At 43.4% G+C, this 20,259-nt stretch carries 23 protein-coding genes; 3 read left to right on the top strand and 20 right to left on the bottom strand.

Annotated features, from left to right (window positions below; translation table 11 throughout):
- Positions 1 to 240: 240 nt before the first annotated feature.
- The 3 genes from deoD to CVN76_RS13005 form a co-directional block, all read right to left on the bottom strand.
- Positions 241 to 945 carry a purine-nucleoside phosphorylase gene (deoD, locus tag CVN76_RS13015; RefSeq protein ID WP_061140446.1) on the bottom strand — a complete coding sequence of 235 codons (705 nt, stop codon included), beginning with the start codon at positions 943 to 945 and terminating at the stop codon, positions 241 to 243.
- A 239-nt stretch (positions 946 to 1,184) separates the two neighbouring features.
- Positions 1,185 to 1,355, bottom strand: a complete 171-nt coding sequence (locus CVN76_RS13010; protein ID WP_064505166.1) for a YozD family protein — start codon at positions 1,353 to 1,355, stop codon at positions 1,185 to 1,187.
- Positions 1,356 to 1,515: 160 nt separating this feature from the next.
- The gene (locus tag CVN76_RS13005) at positions 1,516 to 2,223 is read right to left on the bottom strand and encodes a hypothetical protein (protein WP_061140445.1); all 708 of its coding nucleotides are present in this window, start codon (positions 2,221 to 2,223) and stop codon (positions 1,516 to 1,518) included.
- A 290-nt stretch (positions 2,224 to 2,513) separates the two neighbouring features.
- On the opposite strand from CVN76_RS13005, the gene CVN76_RS31000 reads away from it, so the two are divergent.
- Positions 2,514 to 2,675, top strand: coding sequence for a hypothetical protein (locus CVN76_RS31000; RefSeq protein WP_157805657.1), 162 nt, complete (start codon positions 2,514 to 2,516; stop codon positions 2,673 to 2,675).
- A 104-nt stretch (positions 2,676 to 2,779) separates the two neighbouring features.
- Here the strand turns inward: CVN76_RS31000 and CVN76_RS13000 are convergent, their stop codons facing one another.
- The 13 genes from CVN76_RS13000 to CVN76_RS12940 form a co-directional block, all read right to left on the bottom strand.
- Positions 2,780 to 4,546 carry an ATP-binding protein gene (locus CVN76_RS13000; protein WP_100531585.1) on the bottom strand — a complete coding sequence of 589 codons (1,767 nt, stop codon included), beginning with the start codon at positions 4,544 to 4,546 and terminating at the stop codon, positions 2,780 to 2,782.
- A 14-nt stretch (positions 4,547 to 4,560) separates the two neighbouring features.
- Positions 4,561 to 4,803: a YozE family protein gene (locus CVN76_RS12995; protein WP_100531584.1), complete on the bottom strand. Its 243-nt coding sequence runs from the start codon at positions 4,801 to 4,803 to the stop codon at positions 4,561 to 4,563.
- Positions 4,804 to 5,150: 347 nt separating this feature from the next.
- The gene (locus CVN76_RS12990) at positions 5,151 to 5,429 is read right to left on the bottom strand and encodes a YokU family protein (RefSeq protein ID WP_100531583.1); all 279 of its coding nucleotides are present in this window, start codon (positions 5,427 to 5,429) and stop codon (positions 5,151 to 5,153) included.
- Position 5,430: 1 nt separating this feature from the next.
- On the bottom strand, positions 5,431 to 6,834 hold the full coding sequence (ablA, locus tag CVN76_RS12985; RefSeq protein WP_100531582.1) for a lysine 2,3-aminomutase: 1,404 nt from the start codon (positions 6,832 to 6,834) through the stop codon (positions 5,431 to 5,433).
- A 122-nt stretch (positions 6,835 to 6,956) separates the two neighbouring features.
- A complete protein-coding gene (locus CVN76_RS12980; protein WP_198512549.1) occupies positions 6,957 to 8,336 on the bottom strand; it encodes a sigma 54-interacting transcriptional regulator in 1,380 nt (459 codons plus the stop codon).
- A gap of 83 nt (positions 8,337 to 8,419) precedes the next feature.
- Complete coding sequence (ablB, locus tag CVN76_RS12975) at positions 8,420 to 9,268, bottom strand: putative beta-lysine N-acetyltransferase (protein ID WP_100531580.1); 849 nt, start codon at positions 9,266 to 9,268, stop codon at positions 8,420 to 8,422.
- A gap of 80 nt (positions 9,269 to 9,348) precedes the next feature.
- Positions 9,349 to 10,614, bottom strand: a complete 1,266-nt coding sequence (locus CVN76_RS12970; RefSeq protein WP_100531579.1) for a peptidase — start codon at positions 10,612 to 10,614, stop codon at positions 9,349 to 9,351.
- Positions 10,615 to 10,631: 17 nt separating this feature from the next.
- The gene (locus CVN76_RS12965) at positions 10,632 to 11,297 is read right to left on the bottom strand and encodes a 3-oxoacid CoA-transferase subunit B (protein ID WP_100531578.1); all 666 of its coding nucleotides are present in this window, start codon (positions 11,295 to 11,297) and stop codon (positions 10,632 to 10,634) included.
- Positions 11,264 to 11,983, bottom strand: coding sequence for a CoA transferase subunit A (locus tag CVN76_RS12960; RefSeq protein WP_100531577.1), 720 nt, complete (start codon positions 11,981 to 11,983; stop codon positions 11,264 to 11,266). The genes CVN76_RS12965 and CVN76_RS12960 overlap by 34 nt, the downstream gene beginning before the upstream one ends.
- 11 nt (positions 11,984 to 11,994) lie before the next feature.
- Positions 11,995 to 13,341, bottom strand: coding sequence for an aspartate aminotransferase family protein (locus tag CVN76_RS12955; RefSeq protein ID WP_100531576.1), 1,347 nt, complete (start codon positions 13,339 to 13,341; stop codon positions 11,995 to 11,997).
- Between the two features lie 177 nt (positions 13,342 to 13,518).
- The gene (locus CVN76_RS12950; protein WP_061140433.1) at positions 13,519 to 13,848 is read right to left on the bottom strand and encodes a hypothetical protein; all 330 of its coding nucleotides are present in this window, start codon (positions 13,846 to 13,848) and stop codon (positions 13,519 to 13,521) included.
- Between the two features lie 220 nt (positions 13,849 to 14,068).
- Positions 14,069 to 15,043 carry a S66 family peptidase gene (locus tag CVN76_RS12945; RefSeq protein WP_100531575.1) on the bottom strand — a complete coding sequence of 325 codons (975 nt, stop codon included), beginning with the start codon at positions 15,041 to 15,043 and terminating at the stop codon, positions 14,069 to 14,071.
- 203 nt (positions 15,044 to 15,246) lie between these two features.
- Complete coding sequence (locus tag CVN76_RS12940; RefSeq protein WP_100531574.1) at positions 15,247 to 15,408, bottom strand: YjcZ family sporulation protein; 162 nt, start codon at positions 15,406 to 15,408, stop codon at positions 15,247 to 15,249.
- A 298-nt stretch (positions 15,409 to 15,706) separates the two neighbouring features.
- Here CVN76_RS12940 and CVN76_RS12935 point away from each other — a divergent pair, with 298 nt between their 5' ends.
- Positions 15,707 to 16,795, top strand: a complete 1,089-nt coding sequence (locus tag CVN76_RS12935; RefSeq protein WP_157805656.1) for an SGNH/GDSL hydrolase family protein — start codon at positions 15,707 to 15,709, stop codon at positions 16,793 to 16,795.
- Between the two features lie 39 nt (positions 16,796 to 16,834).
- Here CVN76_RS12935 and msrB read toward each other — a convergent pair whose 3' ends face one another.
- Together msrB and msrA are read right to left on the bottom strand one after the other, a co-directional pair.
- Positions 16,835 to 17,263: a peptide-methionine (R)-S-oxide reductase MsrB gene (gene msrB / locus CVN76_RS12930; protein WP_100531572.1), complete on the bottom strand. Its 429-nt coding sequence runs from the start codon at positions 17,261 to 17,263 to the stop codon at positions 16,835 to 16,837.
- Positions 17,260 to 17,745, bottom strand: a complete 486-nt coding sequence (gene msrA, locus CVN76_RS12925; protein ID WP_442857573.1) for a peptide-methionine (S)-S-oxide reductase MsrA — start codon at positions 17,743 to 17,745, stop codon at positions 17,260 to 17,262. Before msrA ends, msrB begins: the two co-directional genes overlap by 4 nt.
- A 222-nt stretch (positions 17,746 to 17,967) precedes the next feature.
- On the opposite strand from msrA, the gene CVN76_RS12920 reads away from it, so the two are divergent.
- Complete coding sequence (locus tag CVN76_RS12920) at positions 17,968 to 18,711, top strand: DUF4397 domain-containing protein (protein ID WP_100531570.1); 744 nt, start codon at positions 17,968 to 17,970, stop codon at positions 18,709 to 18,711.
- A gap of 52 nt (positions 18,712 to 18,763) precedes the next feature.
- Here CVN76_RS12920 and CVN76_RS12915 read toward each other — a convergent pair whose 3' ends face one another.
- Complete coding sequence (locus CVN76_RS12915) at positions 18,764 to 19,348, bottom strand: YpmS family protein (RefSeq protein WP_061140427.1); 585 nt, start codon at positions 19,346 to 19,348, stop codon at positions 18,764 to 18,766.
- Positions 19,345 to 20,187, bottom strand: coding sequence for an SGNH/GDSL hydrolase family protein (locus CVN76_RS12910; protein ID WP_061140426.1), 843 nt, complete (start codon positions 20,185 to 20,187; stop codon positions 19,345 to 19,347). The genes CVN76_RS12915 and CVN76_RS12910 overlap by 4 nt, the downstream gene beginning before the upstream one ends.
- Positions 20,188 to 20,259: the final 72 nt, after the last annotated feature.

The raw sequence follows: 20,259 nt of genomic DNA, 5'->3' as shown, positions 1-20,259 counted from the left end.
TCATGACAAATATAAAACGATTTGTTTCCATTTTATCAGCTTTGAAGCCAATCGAAAAATAATAGTTATCAAAAATAACAATTTAAATTTTATGTATTATCTTATGTCCCTCCGATGTACAGGCAGGGGATATCCTTTCATGCGGGTAGCAAGGAATAAACGCGACCATAGCAAAGCCAGCACATATATACGGCAACATTTATTCCTGGCCACCTGCCGGGGGACCTTCATACTCAATTATCAGTCTTGTATAGCTGCTTCCAGGGCCACCTCGACCATCTCGTTAAATGTTGACTGACGTTCTTCAGACGACGTTTCCTCGCCAGTTAAGATATGGTCGGAAATGGTCAATACCGATAAAGCTTGACGCCCAAACTTAGCTGCAAGGGTATATAAGGCAGCTGACTCCATTTCTATCGCTAATATTTGGTATTTTGCCCATTTTTCCAAATCACTATTATCATTATAAAATTGATCGGCCGTAAACACATTGCCAACCTTCAATTCCAAGCCTTTTGCCGTTCCTGCTTCATATGCCTTCCTTAACAAATCAAAATCAGCCGTCGGGGCAAAGTCGACTCCGCCAAACGTCATACGGTTCATTTGCGAGTCGGTTGAAGCGCTCATTGCAAGAATAACATCCCTGACTTTTACATCTTTTTGGATGGCCCCGGCAGTGCCTACGCGAATCAGCTTCTGGACATTGTAGCTATTCATCAATTCGTTTACATAAATGGAAATCGACGGAACTCCCATACCAGTACCTTGGACAGAAATGCGTTTTCCTTTATAAGTACCTGTATATCCAAACATGTTGCGTACTTCATTGTAAAGCTTGGCTTCCTCTAAAAATGTTTCAGCAATGTATTTTGCACGCAATGGGTCCCCAGGAAGTAAGACCGTTTCTGCAATTTCATTTTCTTTTGCACCAATATGTACGCTCATTTAACTATGTCCTCCTTAACTTGTGGTTGAAATCATATTCAAAAACTACTATACCATATCAACCACAAGTTAGGAAAATTGAACCTTATTCAATTGCCTGAAAAGTTAAAGAGACTTCCAAACAGGATCAAGGCTTGTCGAATCCAGCTCATTCACTGCAAACAAAACGGCGGATGTCCGCCGTCTTTAGAAAGTTTATTAATTAAGGGAAAGGAAGCTGCTGACCGTCTAATGACAGTCTACTCATCGACTTCTTCATCAATTATGCATTTCTCTAGAAGATATTCGAATGTGATGTCAGCAAGATCTTCAACTTCAGCTTCTGTCGGAAGATAGCCCCTTCTGATCAATTCTTGAAAAAAGAATTCAGCTATCTCTTCTGTATCAATAAAAACCTCAATTTCTCGCAAATCATCGCCCCCTTAATTAAAGGTGTATGAATGGATAGAGACAAATATTCCAGTTAGGGATTCCATTATGACCATTCACAGGAAAAGCCAGCTTTTTTTCTTGGACATTATGAAGCTTTTATAGCGCAAGGCACGGTTCCCTATAGAAGCTTGGAAACCTTCACTTCGTTTGCTTCTTCTTATGATCTGGATATATTTCCTCTGCCGCCTTTTCAATTTTAGCAAGGGCGATTTTCATGATATGACGATATTCATCATCGCCAAAATGCTCATAGAGCTTACAGTAATCATTGTATAAATCCAAAAGTCCATCAATCATTTCCTTTTTTTCATTTTTTGTCATTGTCATATCTCGCTCACCTTTACCAGGGTTGTTTTGTTTAGCAATGATAGCAAGCTCATTATTCTTTTTAGAAAGGAGCAGCCCTAATTTTTGAATAATCCCATCTGCACGCTTCGCATCGGCAATTAAAGTCAATTCTTCCTCATGCGCTTCAAGCCATTCACTGTCTGAGATTCTTGATAATTCATAGATGACATCTTCCCAGGCATTTTCCTTATAGCGCCAAATTTCCGTTCGATAGCCGATAATCTTGAAATAGTCTTGTTCATATCCATCTACCTGGACTAAGTCACCTAATAAAAATTTATATTCAATATTGATTTGTTCCTTTTGATAAAGGATTTCTCCTTCATATTCATTTATCGATTGCAATGTTTTTTCGATGTAAAGGCCTTCACTATAGTTCACTTCATACACATAAGCACCATCGAGAAATTTTATATCGGTTATATTCCCGACTGTCCCATACATTGTAATTACGACTGTATCGCCTAATTTAAATTTCGGCTGTTTTTTTTTGCCCATAAGAGACATCCCCCAATATGGTCCTTATCGTTTGATTAGTAAATTATATGCATAAACAAACAGGGAGGTTAATGGAAAAGGGGGGGCGCTTTGCTCATTTAGCTGTGTAATTTATCACTCCTTCATTAAGGGACCGATCGTTTTTGAAATGCCTGGCAGCATTCGATCCGGTGATTTCGCTAAAGGCACTCGCTTTTTTTTGCGGATGATCCTTCCTCTGCGACTCCAAGCTTTACGGTCTCCCTTTCGTTCCCATTCCCTTTTCACAGTCAAATAGGATTTATTTTACCTTGATTAAACAGATGCAGATGGAAAAAGCGGATGATCGGCGTCATTTTGCATCCGCAGATGCACAGATGCAATGGAGAAGGATGGGATTCGTTGGACTGCATTCAGGGGATTTCACCGTCCCACTTTGCAGCCATCGGTTTGGAATGATGGAATGGACCTAAAATTTTTTTGAAATAAAGGTCCTTGGAGATCAATGCGCTTACCTTTGAGCAAAAAGGGCACGGGATGTATCATTCCGGGCCCTTTTTGTATATAACCTGCCGTCTCATTTAATGAAACGGTTGGTAGTGGGAATGATGAGGGTCACTTTCGTTCCTTCGGGGCAGGTGCTTTCAATCAAGAATTTCCCTTTCAATTCCTCCATGATTTGAATGCACGTCGCAACCCCTAAGCCGTTTCCATCAGGCTTAGTCGTGTAAAAGGGCATGCCGATATTTTTTAAATTCTCGGGACTGATCCCTTTTCCATCATCCCTCACCATCAATTTCACGGACTGGGACCCGGCGGTTTGTTGTAATTCAATCCGTCCCCTTGAACCAATGGCTTCACTGGAATTATTCAGCACATTCAAGATAACCTGTCTAAGTCGGTTTCTGTCTGTGTAAACAAAGACTGATTCTGCTACTTCATTAATTATTTCTACATGAGAACTCGGAATTGATGGAATATAGGTATCCAGTATGTCATTAAGGAAATCCCTAAGATTCAGCTTCTCCCATTCCAATTGATGCGGTTTGGCCAAATCCAAAAGCTGACCTACAAAGATATTGACCCGGTCCACTTCAAGGAGCATGATGTCACTATACTTTTCTATCAATGTTTTGTCATGATCCTGACTCTTCAAAAGTTGAAAAAAACCCTTGATTGTCGTCAGCGGATTCCTGATTTCATGAGCAACACCTGCAGCAAGCTGCCCAACATACTTTAACTTTTCAGTCCGGACGATTTCCTTTTCGCGATCTTGAATCGTCTCCATCATTCTCAAGAAGGCCACGTTCAATTTTTCCATTTCCTCGAAGCTTTTATTATCGGAAGTGACGAATTCCTTTCCATCTATAAAATCCTCTGTCGCTTCGACGAGATCGCGGACGGGCCTGACAATCGATTTCGTAAGAAGATAGACGGCAAGGATGATCGATACAAGCACGATGCTATAAATCGTTAAATAGCGTGTCAATAGGTCATTCAAAGGCTGAAACACCTGCTTCTTATCTGCCCCTACCACTACAAACCATCGATTCTCCGTCTGTGCCCCCGCATGGACAGGCTGAATGGAATAGATTTTCTCTCCATTCTCTGCACTGTACAGTTTATCGGATAACGAAGCTTCCAACAGTTTTCCTTTAGTTAAGCCCATTTCATTCAAAGCAGAATCCTGAAGCACACCATGCGGATCTTTTTTGGAAATCATGATTCCTTCTTGGTTCATCATGAAGAAATCCACAGGGTATTTATCGCTAACCTCGTTAGCCTTTTTCTCCATCATCTCCCAAAGCACTTCCAATCTGAAGGCCGGAGACACGACACCGATCAATTTCCCTGTAAGATCATGCACCGGGGCGCTCAAGGTGATTACCGGCTCCGGGTATGACCGGGTGCTATACACATCCGAAAGGAATTCATGACCCTCCATGGCCTCTTTAAACCAGATTCTCTTGGCGAGATTATCTCCGATCAATTTATTGGATGTATCAACCGTTACATTACCATCCAAGTCCAGATATAACACTCCATAATAATTCCCTTTTGCTTCAATGAACTTCTTAAGTTCAGCCGACTTGTCTTCTCTTGGTGAACGAGGATCGATGATGACCGAATTTGTGCTCATCAGCTTCACATCACTGATCCGTTCGTTCAAATAGCTATATGTTTCATTGACAATATTCAGTGAGCCTGCATTCAAGGCATTATTCGCTTCTTTTTCCAGCAGTGACCGCTGTGATTCATAGGAAATGGCTCCCAAGATCAGGACAGGTGCGCTTGCAATCAGTAAGGAATAAAGCAAAATACGGGTTTGAAGGCTTTTAAGCATCCTTCGGTTCCTCCCTATTCCTGATCTCCCTGCAGGAGTCCTTCTTCAATTTGGACATATTTTTCCCACGCCTGATCAAATACCGTCATACTTTCGAGATAGTCCGCATTCAATTCCAAATAACTGCTCACTTCATTATAATCTGTCGAATGTTTCGGAAAGCCGTGATCCTCATAAGCATGATTTGCAAATGTAGTAATGGCATCCACTTCCTTCGGCTGTCGAAACTTCATTAAATATAAATAAAATGGTCTCATTGTGTCGAGCCCCCCCTAAAAAACGATGATTTCTGCTTAAATATATCGGAATCTTCCCCTTCCGTCCACTCTTTTGGAGTGCCTTACGATTTTCTTTCATGATGTTCATGGACAAGTAACGGTATTCACACGTAATCAAAGAGGCCGTCACTCATTTGCAGACGCCTATAGGTCTTATCTTCTTCAAATCTTGATGAAAGATTCGATGGAAGTATGGTAAGGATCGCTTTCGCTTAGGGGGTAATGAAAGGGAATTGGAAAAAACCCCTCATTCATGATGAAATGAGTGAGGAACACTCGTTCCGCCATAAATGGAGGTTTTTTCCCGCATGGATATTCAACCGTCTTTACGAAAAGTCAAAGTAGTTGCGTTTCAGTAGCCTTTTCATGCTCATTAACTCGCTGTATTTTGTCTGTTTTTCAAGCTGCTTCGAATCGATCAGGAATAGTTGATCTTCAATTTCCTTGACAATTTCATCATTTTGAAAAAGTGCATCGCAATGCTCACAATGGGAAGAAGGCGTTTCGGTTATTTCTATCGCTCTCGTGCCATCGGGCAATTCCCAGTATACGGTTCCATTTATCGCCGCCAGCTTTCCCTTCTCGCACCACGGACATGTCTCCATGTTATTCATCCCCTTTTGGTGTGTCCTTTTTTTGCTGTGCCTGGAATTTCTTTTCCTTTAACAGGTCCCGCTTTTCCCGCTGGTTTTTCAATGATGCGTGCTCTGGATTTGTGACATAGTTTTCCCTTCGATTCATTCGCTTCAGCCCTTCAGGAACTAAATTGAATTGCTGGTCGTTCATTAAACCGGATACACCAATATCTGACCGTTTTTCTTCCATATCCGGATAAACTCCTTTGAAGTAGTCGTCTGCCAAACCAGGTGTATACTGCTCAGGTTCTGGATAGGTGGTTATCACGCCCTCAAAATTGCGCAGAACCGTTTTCGTTGGAGATTGCGAGAGGATATAATTCGGCTGAAGCGTGATTTTCCCTCCCCCTCCTGGCGCATCGACGACGAATGTAGGCACGGCATACCCAGAAGTGTGACCACGCAGACCTTCAATGATTTCAATCCCTTTTGATATGGGTGCCCGGAAGTGCCCGATTCCTTCCGAAAGATCACATTGATAAATATAGTACGGACGGACACGAATCTTGACAAGATCATGCATCAGCTTCTTCATGATGGCGACACTGTCATTTATCCCTGCCAAAATGACGGCCTGATTGCCTACAGGGACACCTGCATCGGCAAGCATCTCACACGCTTTTTTCGACTCTTCGGTAATTTCGATTGAAGTGTTGAAGTGGGTGTTCAGCCATACAGGATGATACTTTTTTAAAATGGTACATAAATTCTCAGTGATTCTTTGAGGAAAGACGACAGGGGCACGGGTACCGATCCTGATTATTTCAACATGAGGGATGTCTCTTAAGTTTTTGAGGATATATTCCAGGATCGTGTCATTGATAAGCAACCCGTCCCCGCCGGATATAAGCACATCCCGTACAGCTGGTGTATCGCGTATATAGCCGATTGCCGCATCTAATTGTTTTTTGGGCACGCCCATGCCGATTTGTCCGGAAAAGCGTCTTCTTGTACAATACCGGCAGTACATGGAGCATTGATTCGTCACCAGGAAAAGGACGCGATCAGGATATCTATGGGTCAAACCGGGCACAGGAGAGTCCTCGTCTTCATGCAAGGGATCTTCCATGTCGTATTTGGTTTTATGCATTTCCTCCGAAATCGGGACCGATTGCATTCTTATTGGGCAGCGCGGATCATCTTTATTCATTAACGAGGCATAATATGGCGTAATGTTCAGCGGAATGGTTTTAGTGGAAATCCTTACCCCTTCCTCCTCATCTGGAGTGAGATCGATCACTTTCTTCAAATCATCGACGGTGCGGATCGTATTCGTAAGCTGCCACAGCCAGTTGTTCCATTGTTCTTCGGTTACATCTTTCCATAGCTCTATATCTTTCCAGTTACGCTCTGGCTTATATAAGTCAAATAACATGGTCATACCTCCTGAGTTAAGATAGTAGTATTAAATGCAAGAGAGGTGCCAAAATGACCCGGAAATTTCCATTACCCATAAAAAAATCCGGACTGCAGCGATTGCATCCGGATTTTTTGCATTCAAATATGTTTCCTGATTTTATATTGCAGCGTCTGCCGAGGAATCTGCAATAGCTTCGATGCTTGAAAAACATTCCCCTTTGTTTGAAGAAGAGCATCGGTAATCAATTTAGTTTCCATCTCAAGCATTGCCTCCCGAAGCGGAAGGACCTCTTGAGGTGAAGATGATTGTTTCTTTAACAACTGGGGCAAATCTTCGAGAATCAAAATTTCCTGCTCAGTATGGTTCATCATGAATTCAATCGTATGTTTCAGCTCCCTAACATTGCCTGGCCATTGATAGTGCTGAAAAAAAAGCCCTGTCTCCTCATCGACGCCTTTAATGTCGATTCCTAATTTCCTATTATTCATGGATATGAAATGCTCCGTCAAAAGCTCGATATCTTTCGCTCTCTCCCTTAGCGGAGGAAGCTCGTAACTCAATACGTTCAACCTGTAAAATAAATCCGGTCTAAGTTTGTTTTCCGAAACGGCCTTTTTGGGATCGATATTGATCGCTGCCATGACCCTGACATCCACCTGTACGCTTCCTGCGCCTCCTATCCTCCTGATGGATCCATCTTCCAGCACGCGCAATAGCTTTGCCTGCAAGTCTATCGGCATCGACTGCAATTCATCCAGAAACAAAGTCCCGCCATGCGCCAATTCAAATAATCCCTTGCGCTCCAAAGCTCCTGTGTAACTTCCTTTAGCCGTACCGAATAAGAGCGATTCCAAAAGCTCCCCTGGTAATGCCGCACAGTTTTGGGCAATGAAGGGCTCCATTCCCCGGCTGGATTCGCGATGGATGCTTTGGACAAAAAGCTCTTTTCCTACACCGCTCTCTCCATAAACCAAAACCGATGAAGAGGAACGGGCAGCCCGCTTTCCTTTTGATATCAAGCTTTTGAACTGTTGATCACTCGTTAAAATTTCCGAGAAACGATGCAAATGGCCGAGCTCCGGTTTCTTTTCAGGATTCTTACTTGTCTTGAGCGAGCTTTCCAGGTCCGCTAGCCTTTCCGATAATTGCTTTAAACTTGAGTAATCCTTTGCGATTTCAATGGCACCTACGATGACCCCATCAACATTTATCGGAAGGGTCGTATTAAGCGTTTCAATGATTCGCCCATGTGCATTTACATAGGACTGATTATAGTTGTAGATAGGTTTTTCCGATTTGATGACCCGAAGTAATGTGGATGATTTATGATTCAATGAAGGAAAGGCCTCCAGCAATGGTTTCCCCAGCACTTCACTTCTTTTCATTCCGTCGTGGTTGGCTGCAACCCCATTATAGAAGATGGTCAGCCCTTTTGGATCGATCACATGAATCCCTTCATCAATGGTATCCAAAATTGCTTCCAGTACCTCGCGTGTATTAAATGATTCACCCGGCAACATACCCCTCCTCAAGTTCATACTTGCTATATGTATATGAGGAAATGCCGAAAACTTGCCATGATCCGCTTAAAATTGAGCAATCATGTATAATTTTTCACCCACAGATTCATGTCTTCTAGTTTATCGAAGATGTAACAATTATTGGCCAAGCGCCCCCGATATGAATACCCATGCTGATGCAATGCAGCATTCATCCCGAATGAGAGCGATCTGGCAATCGAATAGATGCAATAAATTTCATGTGAAATGAGATAGTCTTCGATATAGGCAATCAGATGCTTCATCAGCCCGAACTGCCGATGTTCCGGCAATGTCGCACAATCGGTGATTTCTGCATTATGGTAAAAAGCATCAATTTCGGCTGAAGCGGCACTGACAAGTTTCCCTTCGTGAAGATAGATATAAAAAACCGTTCCGTTTTCGATGCATTTTTTCACATATGCCGGATCATTCATCGGTGTTGGATATACCTCGAAAACCTCGCCATATAACTGTGCAAGCTGTTTGGCATCCGCTAGCTCCGCTTTGCGAACCTGATAAGCGGACGGCGGTTCATCCCGTCCCGCTTTACTCGGCAGGTTCAAAACATCGGTGAGGATTCGATCTTCGTTCTCCCATTCGTCACTGTTTCGCCGTTCATTCCTAGTATATTTGACAAGGAAGAAGCAGTCGCTTCCCAAAAAGAACCTATCGATGCTGCCTTCGTATAAGAAGCCCCGGGAGAGCAACTCCTGAAGGTTTTCTTTGCGTGTCTTGAAAATGATTTTCTCTGCTGCCATGTCGGCGGCCGCCTTTAAAGTTTCCTCGATGCATTCTTGAAAATGACCGAGATAATCCTCCACCCTTACTCGCTTATTAAAGTGGTCGATCGTCAAATGAATGGTGCAGCGTTGCTTTTTAATTTGTTTTTCAATGATTCCCGTTTCCATTCTTCCCGCTCCTTTCACACCCAGTTACCATTGTAACAAAAGGCCTGACCCTTATTGGAATCAGACCCCTCGGAAAATGATTAAATCTGCTCGGCCTCACACCAATCGATAATGGTCAAGGCGATGATTTCCGCAGCCTGCATCATTTTATCCACTTCTATATATTCGTTGGCGTCGTGGGCCAGCTTCGTTTCTCCCGGTCCAAACACGACGACGGGGGTCGAACCCACCGTTGACAGATAGCCTCCATCCGTCGCCCAAGGAGATGCTTCGACAACCGGCTCTTTTCCCTTCACCTTTTCATAATACGTTCCAATCGTTTTCATTAGTGGATGGTCCGTTTCGAGACTGCCAGGCAGCCACCTGGCGCCAAACCATTCCAATGTAATCGGCTTTTCCTTGAACCATTCATCACGTTCATTCATGGCTTCGATCAATTGGATCAGCGACCTCTGTGCCTCCTCCATGGTTTCTGTAGGGGCAATGCCGAATCGTCCCTCAAGAACGGCTGTATCGGGCACGGAAGATGGCCAATTGCCGCTTGTCAGGCTTCCTATGTTGATCGGAACCGGGATGGGGACATTTTTATAAAGCGAATGACGGAGTGGTTCGTTCCGAACTTGTTCAAGCTGCTTGATTTCCTTCATGACGACCACTGCTTTATCAATGGCACTAACTCCTTCGTACCTTGTGCCTCCATGCGCAGACTTTCCTGTTACGATCAGCCGAAACCACATCGATCCCTGCTGCAGCGGAAATAGTTTCATATTGGTAGGTTCCGGGATGATCGCCCCATCCGCTTTGTATCCGCGCATGACCGCGGCTAGCGTCCCTGCACCCCCGCTTTCCTCTTCAATCACACTCTGAAAAATCACGTCTCCCTTCAATTGGATACCTGACTCGACAATCGCTTCAATCGCCAGCAATAAGGAAACATTGCCGCCTTTCATATCGGTCGTTCCCCTTCCGAATACTTTTCCGTCCATTAATCTGCCGCTATACGGTTCGTCTTGCCATGCTGAATGATCACCTTCTGGGACTACATCAATATGACCGTTCAAAATAATCGACTTCCCGCTGCCGGTTCCTCTTTTTATCGCGACAAGATTCGGATTTCCTTTAAAATCCTTGCGATCACAATAAAAATGAGGATGATTCCGCAATTGCTCATCCCCGATTTCCCACAAGTCTATTTCAAGCCCAAGTTGTCTGCACTTCTCGACGACTATGGCTTGTGCACTCCCTTCCTGCCCTCTCCTGCTCGGTTCCTGGACCAGCTTTTGCAGCAATTGAACCGCCTTTGTCCGTGAATCCTTCAGCCACGTCCTTATTTCGTTCTCGTACATATATCCATTCTCCTCTCTCACTCTTGTAAAATATGGATGTTATTAGACACAGTAAAGGAGGCTCCGGTCTTTTTCCTGATTTCACTTATGCTTGCGGCTGCAAATATATCGGTCAATAAGAGGCCTGCTTTCGTTACGGAAAACACGCCAAGCTCCGTGATGATCATATGTACGCATTTTTTGGCCGTTAACGGTAACGTACATGTTTCGACTATTTTAGACATTCCCGTTTTATCCGTATGCTCCATCAAGACGATGACCTTTTTAGCTTTTGCCGCCAGTTCCATGGCACCGCCCATGCCTGGCACCCGACTGCCCGGGACGATCCAATTGGCAAGGTCTCCCGCTTCACTGACTTGAAGGGCTCCAAGAATCGTGATATCCACCAAGCCCCGCCGTATCATGCCGAATGCTATCGTGCTATCGCAGTAGGAAGCCCCGTCCCTGATGGTGATCGGCTGTCCACCGGCATTGCAAAGATGAGCATCTTCTTTTCCCTTGTCAGGAGCACTGCCCATTCCCACAAGGCCATTTTCTGCATGAAACATCACATCATGAGCATGGATGAGATGATTCGGGACGAGCGATGGCATTCCGATCCCTAAGTTGACCAGCATTCCATTGCTAATTTCAGCTGCAGCACGTTTCGCTAATCGATTTCTATCTTCGGTTCCCAAGCCCACTTCCAATCGACTCCTTTCGAAGGAATGATATGATCGACAAAGGCTCCCGGTACAATGATGTTCTCGGGATCCATTGAGCCTAGCGGAACGATATGCTTTGCTTCGACAATCGTGATTTTGCCGGCCATCGCCACGAGCGGATTCGTATTCCGCGCGGTTTTATCAAATATTAAATTACCATACGAATCTGCCATTTCTGCATATACGATGGCGATATCCCCCGTTAACGACGGTTCAACCAAATATCGTTCATCACCGAGGTTGATGATCTGCTTGCCGTCCCGGACGATATCGGCATCGATGCCGATATCAGTCAGTATCCCACCGAGCCCCATCCCGCCAGCCCTGATGCGTTCGGCAAGTGTCCCTTGCGGGGAGAATTCCACCTCTAGTTCACCGTTGTTCATTAGGGAACCAGCGTTGGGATTGGAACCGATATGGGAGGCGATGACTTTTTTGGCACGGCGCTGCGTGACCAGTTTTCCGATGCCTATCTCGGGGAAGCCCGTATCATTACCAATCAAGGTTAGATGCTTAATGCCTGTTTCCAAAATCAGATTGATTAAGCCCGGAGGTGTCCCTATGCCACCGAAGCCGCCATAAAGGATCGACTGGTGATCTTTAAACAGATGGACAATATCTTCAAAACGGCAAATTTTCCCAAATGTATTTTCAGACACGACGATTCACTTCCTCGTTAGGATGGCAGGTTGCCCAAAGTTTGATTAAATTGCTGAAAAGTTATATCAATTCTCATTAACAATTCTGCACATTCTTCTTCCGTTATCGTCAGCGGCGGGGAAATGATGATCGCCGATCCGGTTACACCGTCAAGGCCTGCTGCTGCAGGATAGAGGAGTATACCATTTTTCATGCCCAATTCAATGATTGCCTGGGTCACATCGGCCGGGTTTGAAAATGGGGTCTTTGCGACTTTGTCCTGAACGAATTCGAGGCCAATCAATAAACCTCTGCCACGGATATCACCAATAAAGGAATATTTCCGCGCCAGTTTCTTCAGGCCACTGCTCAGGTCTTTCCCACGATCGGCTGATTTCTCGACCAGTTCATTCTCCTCGACATATTTCAAGACGGCCAACGAAACGGCACACGATAATGGATTCGCACTAAGCGTGTGACCGCCCATGATGGATCTTGATCCCCCCAGTATCGGCTCCATCACTTTTTTGGTCATGACTGCCGCAGCTATCGGGGTATATCCCCCGCTCATCCCTTTGCCAAATGTAACGATATCAGGTTCAACATCCCAATGCTCACAGGCAAGCATCTTACCGGTCCGGCCAAAGCCTGTCATGACTTCATCGGCAATGAATAATATGTCATGCTCCTCGCAGATTTTCTTTAGCTTTTGAAAATATCCATCAGGCGGGACGATGGCCCCTCCCGCAGCACCGATGACAGGTTCGGCAATGAAGGCCGCTATGTTGTCACTGCCAATTCTGCGTATCGATGCTTCCAATTCCGAAGCACAGGCCATCCCGCACGTATGTGCATCAAGTTGAAGCGGACACCTGTAACAATAGGGCGGGGAAACGGAAGGATAGGATTCAAGCATGGAGGTGAACCGTTCCCGGCGAATCGGATGACCAGACATCGATAGCGCCCCCATCGTAATACCATGGTAGCTCATCCAGCGCGAAATGACTTTTTGCTTCCGTGGCTTTCCTTTTTCCTGCCAATGCTGAATCGCAATTTTCAAAGCAGTTTCAGTCGCTTCGGAGCCGCTGTTCACAAAAAAGCTATACGTTAGGTCCCCCTTTGTCAATTCAGCAATTTTCTCGGCAAGTTCTTCTGCTGCTTCACTAGTAAACTGTGACCGATAAACGAATGAAACCTGTTTAGCCTGTTTGACCATCGCCTCCATGACTTCCTGAACACCATGGCCAATATTGGCAGTAACCGCACCGGAGGAGGCATCCAGGTAATCCTTTCCTTTATTGTCATATAAAAAAATGCCTTGACCATGACTGATGGTCGGGTAGGCTCCCCCTAGGACCGGCTTAATTAATGAAGACTGCTGCATAAGCCCACACTCTCCTTCTCTAAAAAACACATGCAGTATAATACAGTGTATGTCCTGTGTACGGCAATCTTGCTAGGAATTTGCTTTAAGCCTGTAAAGGACTCAATTTCTTAGTTTCGAAGAATTGGCAAAAAAAATCGACAAAAAAAGTGTATCCACGAGAGATACACTTTTTTCTTACAATGCGGGTATTAGTTTTTGTTCACGAATCGATTCCAAAAAACTTTCATCCTTTAAAACAGCCAGCACATTTTTATAAAAAGCAGTTTTATCGATAACTGAAGTATGTACATATTCATACTCTTTTAAAGATGGATGACGCAAAACATCTTTCATGCAAGAAAGACAAACCTTTTTAGTTCCTAACTTATAGTAGTTCAAGTTACTTGCATCCCCATTGGAAGTGTCTTCGTTACATACGAAGCAAGTATGGCTCACACGGCCCTTTTTATTATACTCGGCCAAAGCCCCTTCTAAACGACTGGATGCTTGAATTGTTAATAACACATAATCACCTTTTCTATTTTAAATCTCTTAGTATTATATCAGAAAAATATAGAATTTGAACAATTAGACTCATATTCCCTAATAATGCTTATTAAACAAGGAAATTTCCAGAGCGGATTAAACGCTCCCCTCCTAAAAAACGCCAAAAACGAAAATATATTTCTGCCGGCCCAAACAGATTAAAACACCGTCCACTTCTGAACGGCGCATTCATATGAATTCATGATTGAATATGAATCGTTGCTTTTCCGTTCTTAACATTCAAGGATGCCTTCGAACCGTTTGGTACCGTCACGAATGGATGAACATGGCCAAAGTTGGCATTTGCGATGACAGGAATGCCCTTTAGCTCTTTTTTTGTTGTAATGATTTCCTGCAACGCATAATCGGTCATTCCCGATTCCTTTTGGAAACGGCCGATGATGATTCCTTTGATTCCGCCTGCATCTGGCTGGTGCAGCAATGATTGTAAATCCCTGTCAAAACTGAATGGATGACTTTCTTCGTCATCTTCTATGAACAGGATACGTCCTTTAAGGGAAGGCATGAACTCTGTTCCTTGCAATAAATTGAGCGTGCAAAGATTTCCGCCAATGACAGTCCCGGTTGCATCCCCTTCCTGGATGACCATATACCCGTCATTCGGGTGGAAGGTGCGGTCATCCTGTTCCAAATGCCAAGAATCATCACTCCACGTTTCACTCGGTGCTAGAAAGAAGCCGTCACTTTCAATTGTGGCCTTTTTGAAGTGCTCCATCGTGTATGTAAGCCCGGCCTTCATCCCGAATGTAGAAAAATGCGGACCGGAGTATGTAGTTAAGCCTGTTTTTTTGTGGATAGCCAATAAAATGGCGGTTATATCACTATATCCCATCAACACTTTAGGGTTTTTTTCAATCAAATCGTAATCGATATACCGTAATAATTGATTGGCATTATAACCCCCGATGGCTGTGAAGATTCCTTTTACATTCGGATCCCTGAATGCATCATGCAAATCCTCAATTCGATCCTCGATCGAATTCGAAAAAAAGTCATCATGAAACAAAGCCGTTTTTCCATATGTCACCTTAAAACCAAGCTCCGTCAATCTTTCTTCAGCCAATCTCCGTTGCTCCCCCTTGACAATCGCCAAGCTTCTCGAAGGCTCAATGACGCGTATTTCATCCCCTGCTTGCAGACGGGAAGGTATCATTTCCATTTCCCCCTTTATTACATCACATAGTCGTTATTTTAGCAGAAATGGTCAATAAAGAAAAATCCAGCCGCTTAAAAAGGTTGCACTGCAATGAATCCTGTCTGTGCATATATGGCCGGCCTTCTTTAGAGTCATTCCCTTCCCTGTCATTCCAACATGAAGAAAGACCAGTTTCTCAACTGGTCTTTTAGTCTATTCCATTAGCAACAGAATGAAGCACCGATGATAATCAACAGAATGAACAAGACAACGATTAATGCGAAGCCTGATCCAAATCCGCCGCAACCGCCACCGTATCCACCGCCACCGCCGCAGTTACCACCATAGCCGTATCCTCCGCCAAATCCACCATATCCGTACATAAAGTTTCACTCCTTTTAGAATTCTGATTTCTCTTTACACCTTACCATATGTCAATACGCCCGCCTTGGTCTGTGTATTTGCCCATTTTTCTTGATTTAGGGAAAACTTTCGAATTCATCGCTTCATCCGTCAGGAATGAACCACTAAAAATAACAAAGAAAAATGTCAAAAAACGTTTCTTATTTTATTGTGTTACGTTGAATTTGGGATATAATAAGGAAAAAAACAATTCTTAGCCTCTTTAAGCTATCCCATTCCTATAATGGATACATAAAAGGGTTAAACGGGGGAACACAATTGAAAAAGAACGCAAAATCCTTCATCCCTTTCGCTGCAATCGCCACGATTCTTCTTATCAGCTATATCCTTCAAAAAGTTCCTAAAACCTATGGATCAGATGATTCGGTAAATGTTTATCAGAAATTCCAGTCAGGACAGCCCATTCAATATCTCGTTATCGGTGACAGTATCGGCAGGGGATCTGGCGCTGAAAATCCTAGCCTGACATGGTTCAAACAGTTAGAACATAAAATGAACGATAAAGATGATTCCCGTTTACACGGCGATTATGTAGTCCAAAGCGGCTCCACTGCTTTTGAGGGTCTATTCAAGCTTTCCCAAAGAAGGGAACATGAACATAAGGATTTGATTTTCATCGTATTTGGTGAAAATGACCGAAAATATATGAGTGTCGACGATTTTACGATGACCTATGAGGCATTGATCAGAAAAGCAAAACACCTTCACCCTCATGCAGAATTGTTTACGATAACGGAAAGTTCCTTGAAGCAGGACGAATTTGCTGCCGCGATTGCACGTTTATCCGATCATTACGGTGCAACGAATGTTGATATGCGTCCGGTATTCAAGAATTCCGGTTATACGGAGAAACAGTTGACTAAAGATCTGGTTCATCCGAATGGTCTTGGCTATAGATTTTATGCGAATGCCATTTATGATCGTTTCCATGATAACGTTAAACGGGAAAAGTCTGTTGCAGCGCTTCCCTCTAAGCTTCACGCCCATGCGGAATTAGAGTTATCGGTAATTGAACACTATGAAAAAATGAAGGGCTTCCGTCCTAAAGGCGGCTATTATACAAGCAGTGAAAAAGGCAGTGTGATAGATTATCAATTCAACGGAAGCATTCTTGGTGTAAAACTGCTGAGAAGTCCGGATGGCGGAGAGGTCAAAGTCTGGATCGACGGCAATGAAGTCACGACTTTGAATACATGGTGGCCATTCGCCCGGGAAAGATATATATACGTCACAAACGGACTTCCTCCCGGTCCGCATACCGTCCGTTTTGAGGTAGCGGGGAGAATAAAAGCATTCGACCAGGATACCATCCCGTATGTCAGGATTGCATCGATCATCACCGACTAAATTGTAAAAACCCCGATTGATGAATCGGGGTTTTTACATTCAATCAAATAGCTTTTTGTATTCTCCGTACCCTTCTTTTTCAAGGTCTTCAAGCGGTATGAACCTTAAAGATGCGGAATTGATGCAATAACGAAGCCCGGATGGTCCCGGCCCATCATTGAAAACATGACCAAGATGGGAATCGGCAGTTTTTGAACGAACCTCGATTCTTCTCATCCCGTAGCTCGTATCAAGGTTTTCCACCACTTCTTCTTCTTTAAGCGGTTTCGTAAAACTTGGCCAACCGCAGCCTGAATCGAATTTTTCCTTTGAAGTGAACAGTGGGTCACCTGAAACGATATCCACATATAACCCTGCTTCCTTCAAATTCCAATATTCATTATGGAACGCTGGTTCTGTTCCGTTATTTTGCGTGACTTCATATTGGATCGGTGAAAGTTTCTGCTTCAATTCGTCTTTACTTTTCATTTTTTATCCCCCCAATGATTTTGTATAAATGCTTTTCGGCCCGAACCGGTCGAATATCTTTCATAATGCTCAGGCTGCTTTTTATAATAATGCTGATGATAGGTCTCTGCTGGATAAAATGGAGCCGCTGGTATGATCGGCGTTACGATCGGTTTCGAAAATTTGCCGCTCGCCGAAAGCTCGGCTTTGGATGCTTCAGCAATTTCGCGTTGTTTTTCGTCATGATAAAAAATCGCCGTTTGATAGGAACTTCCCCGGTCAAAAAATTGTCCTCCGGCATCGGTCGGGTCGATTTGCTGCCAAAACAACTCGACTATGTCCTCATATGGAAAGACTTTTGGATCAAATGTAATTTGAACAGCTTCAAAATGTCCCGTGGTTTCAGAGCAAACTTCCTTGTACGTAGGATTTTCCGTTGTCCCGCCGGTATATCCGGAAATAACGGATTCGATACCAGGCTGCTCATCGAACGGTTTCACCATGCACCAGAAGCATCCGCCTGCGAATGTTGCTTTCTCTAACTGTTTCGTCAAAAGAAATCCTCCCTTTTTACAAACGATTCATTGAATGCATTTTAACGCTTTTACTTTGCCCTGTAAAATAATATGCCGTTTTATCCTTCTTTTTAATGAATGGGTCAGACACACACATTGGCATTCCCCCGTAAGCTGGAGTCATAATGGAAAAATGCGAGGTGTTTGGAAATGAGCGATACACAATCATTTTTACAAAAAGCGAAAACCTATGGTTTACTATCGTCTTATTATCAATACAGCAATCCAAAGCTACATGAGTATTATTCCCAGAAACATATGAAAAGTCTTGAAAAAGCGGCACAACAACTGAAATATGAACAAATGAAAGTCACACTGCCTGCACAAATGCGCATTTTACAAGTTTCTTCAGCTGCCCCCTCCATGGATATTCATGTAAATGGAGTCCCTATTTTCAAAAACCTCTCATTTAAAGAAAGCAGTCGTTACATGACCTTCCCTGCTGGAAGGCACCAGTTGGACATATATTTGAATGAAGAAACCCGTTCGCCCCTGCTCAGCCGGAACCTGGAGCTCGAAGGCGGGACATCTTATACGCTCGCCGCCGCTTTTGCCAATGAGTCCTTGACACTCTTACCATTCATTGATCTTCCCTTTGTCCCTCAAAATGAAGCCAAGTTCCGCTTCATACATTTGGTACCCGCAATGCCTTCGGTCGATATTGCCGTAAAAGATGGGGATGTCGTATTTGAAGAGATCTCTTTCCAACAGGCAAGTGACTATCTCACGATCCATCCCATGATTGTTGATTTCGATGCAAGGGAAGCCGGGACAAAACGGATCGTATCCTCATTGCCTGATATGGAATTTAAAGAAAATACAGCTTCGACCCTTTATATGATCGGCTTGAATCATGAAACAGACCGCTTAGAATCAATTATGTTATCTCCATAAATAAAAAAACCAGGACATATCAATCCTGGTTTTTTCATCCATTTCCCCTCGATCACTGAAACGATGATGGGATGGTCAATAAAAACGAAATATCATCCTTTTTAAGATTGAAATCCTTCGCTTTGACCCTGATGTCGCTTTTCAATTCCATATCCTGTAACGAAACGTAAATACTTTCATCATTTGGCCTGATGCTGACCCATTCCGGCATATTATAGCGTTCGTTTATTAAATTCATTACATATGACACAGGAAGATTCATTCGGCCGACCGCAATAGATTTTTGCTTTAGCACCAAGTCCCCGTTCTTTTGGGCAATCGGCTCGAAAGTTAATTTCATCTCCACTTCACGATTGAAAAATGGCATCGTCCCATACAGCTCGACCTCGTCCGTCAAATATACTTCGTAATGCATGGGACCTGTCAATCCTTCCTTATCGAGATACTGATTGATCAGTCTTGTCAAATCTTCACGATTTGTGTGAATTTGAAATTGGATATCTTCCTCGTGGCTAACCTTTGGTATGAGTTCTTTGTCTTTAGCGGGTAAATTCACTAAAATCAGAACGAACAGGATGACCAGGATGTTTATCGCTAAGAGGGAAAAAAACAAAGTCTTCCATTTGACCTTTGTCATTCTTGGTCATCATCTCCTTTGGCACTTGCTTCCAACGTGTCCTTTCCAATAGTGGTGATATCCATGTCATTATAAATTCTTGTCGCAATCAATTCATAACCACGATCATTCGGATGAAAATAATCCTCAGCATAAAGCAAATCTTCATCGGAATTCTTGAAAATATCTGCTATTTCAATAAAATAAGCTGAATCATATTCTTCAATAATTTCTTTGCCACTTTCATTCCAATCATTCATGATCAGATCAAGCTCATAAAAATCCCCGAACCACTTGGAAAACGGATTATACACGCCTACAAGGTAAATTTGGGCATGGTCATTTTCTGAGCGCACCTTATCGAGTATCTGCCTCAATCTTTTTTCATACCCTGATTTTGCAGCCTTAAACTGATTCAATTCCAAATTCGAGAAATTCTTTTTAAAGACCTTCATGATATCATTGCCACCGATTGTGACGACGACCGAATCAGCTTGTTCAATGTCTTTTTTAATTCTTGCCTTATCCAGTCTTTTCAAAAGTTGATCGGTCCGATTTCCGCGTATACCATGATTGATCATCTCTACAGAAGTAATCGATGGTTCTTTCTCCAGCTTATTTTGTAAATAAGGCAGATACCCGCCATTATCTTTGCTATCACCGACGCCTTGAGTCAAGGAATCGCCAATTGACACGATTTTCACAGGATCCGGAAAAAAGCTGGCAGGAATCGTTTCCTTTTCACTCAGCTTAACGATGCTTTTCTGCTGAACAGCTGGTTGGCTTGAAGCCGTTTCGCTTTGACCGCAACCAGAAATCCAAACTATGCATATGAAAAGACAGGTGATTCTGTATCTCATGGCCCTCACCTTCCTACCCATATATTATATCATGTAGAAAACGAAAGATTGCAAACAATATACCTCCGCTAT

It is taken from the genome of Bacillus sp. mrc49 (assembly GCF_002803435.1).
Note: the sequence above shows the minus strand (reverse complement) of the source record. Positions and strands in the feature narration are given on the sequence as shown.

Excerpts from the sequence above, each read along its gene's own strand:
- deoD (WP_061140446.1), bottom strand. The coding sequence starts at position 945 with ATGAGCGTACATATTGGTGCAAAAGAAAATGAAATTGCAGAAACGGTC.
- CVN76_RS13005 (WP_061140445.1), bottom strand. The coding sequence starts at position 2,223 with ATGGGCAAAAAAAAACAGCCGAAATTTAAATTAGGCGATACAGTCGTA.
- CVN76_RS13000 (WP_100531585.1), bottom strand. The coding sequence starts at position 4,546 with ATGCTTAAAAGCCTTCAAACCCGTATTTTGCTTTATTCCTTACTGATT.
- CVN76_RS12995 (WP_100531584.1), bottom strand. The coding sequence starts at position 4,803 with ATGAGACCATTTTATTTATATTTAATGAAGTTTCGACAGCCGAAGGAA.
- CVN76_RS12990 (WP_100531583.1), bottom strand. The coding sequence starts at position 5,429 with ATGGAGACATGTCCGTGGTGCGAGAAGGGAAAGCTGGCGGCGATAAAT.
- ablA (WP_100531582.1), bottom strand. The coding sequence starts at position 6,834 with ATGTTATTTGACTTATATAAGCCAGAGCGTAACTGGAAAGATATAGAG.
- ablB (WP_100531580.1), bottom strand. The coding sequence starts at position 9,268 with ATGGAAACGGGAATCATTGAAAAACAAATTAAAAAGCAACGCTGCACC.
- CVN76_RS12970 (WP_100531579.1), bottom strand. The coding sequence starts at position 10,614 with ATGTACGAGAACGAAATAAGGACGTGGCTGAAGGATTCACGGACAAAG.
- CVN76_RS12955 (WP_100531576.1), bottom strand. The coding sequence starts at position 13,341 with ATGCAGCAGTCTTCATTAATTAAGCCGGTCCTAGGGGGAGCCTACCCG.
- CVN76_RS12945 (WP_100531575.1), bottom strand. The coding sequence starts at position 15,043 with ATGATACCTTCCCGTCTGCAAGCAGGGGATGAAATACGCGTCATTGAG.
- CVN76_RS12940 (WP_100531574.1), bottom strand. The coding sequence starts at position 15,408 with ATGTACGGATATGGTGGATTTGGCGGAGGATACGGCTATGGTGGTAAC.
- msrB (WP_100531572.1), bottom strand. The coding sequence starts at position 17,263 with ATGAAAAGTAAAGACGAATTGAAGCAGAAACTTTCACCGATCCAATAT.
- msrA (WP_442857573.1), bottom strand. The coding sequence starts at position 17,745 with ATGGTGAAACCGTTCGATGAGCAGCCTGGTATCGAATCCGTTATTTCC.
- CVN76_RS12920 (WP_100531570.1), top strand. The coding sequence starts at position 17,968 with ATGAGCGATACACAATCATTTTTACAAAAAGCGAAAACCTATGGTTTA.
- CVN76_RS12915 (WP_061140427.1), bottom strand. The coding sequence starts at position 19,348 with ATGACAAAGGTCAAATGGAAGACTTTGTTTTTTTCCCTCTTAGCGATA.
- CVN76_RS12910 (WP_061140426.1), bottom strand. The coding sequence starts at position 20,187 with ATGAGATACAGAATCACCTGTCTTTTCATATGCATAGTTTGGATTTCT.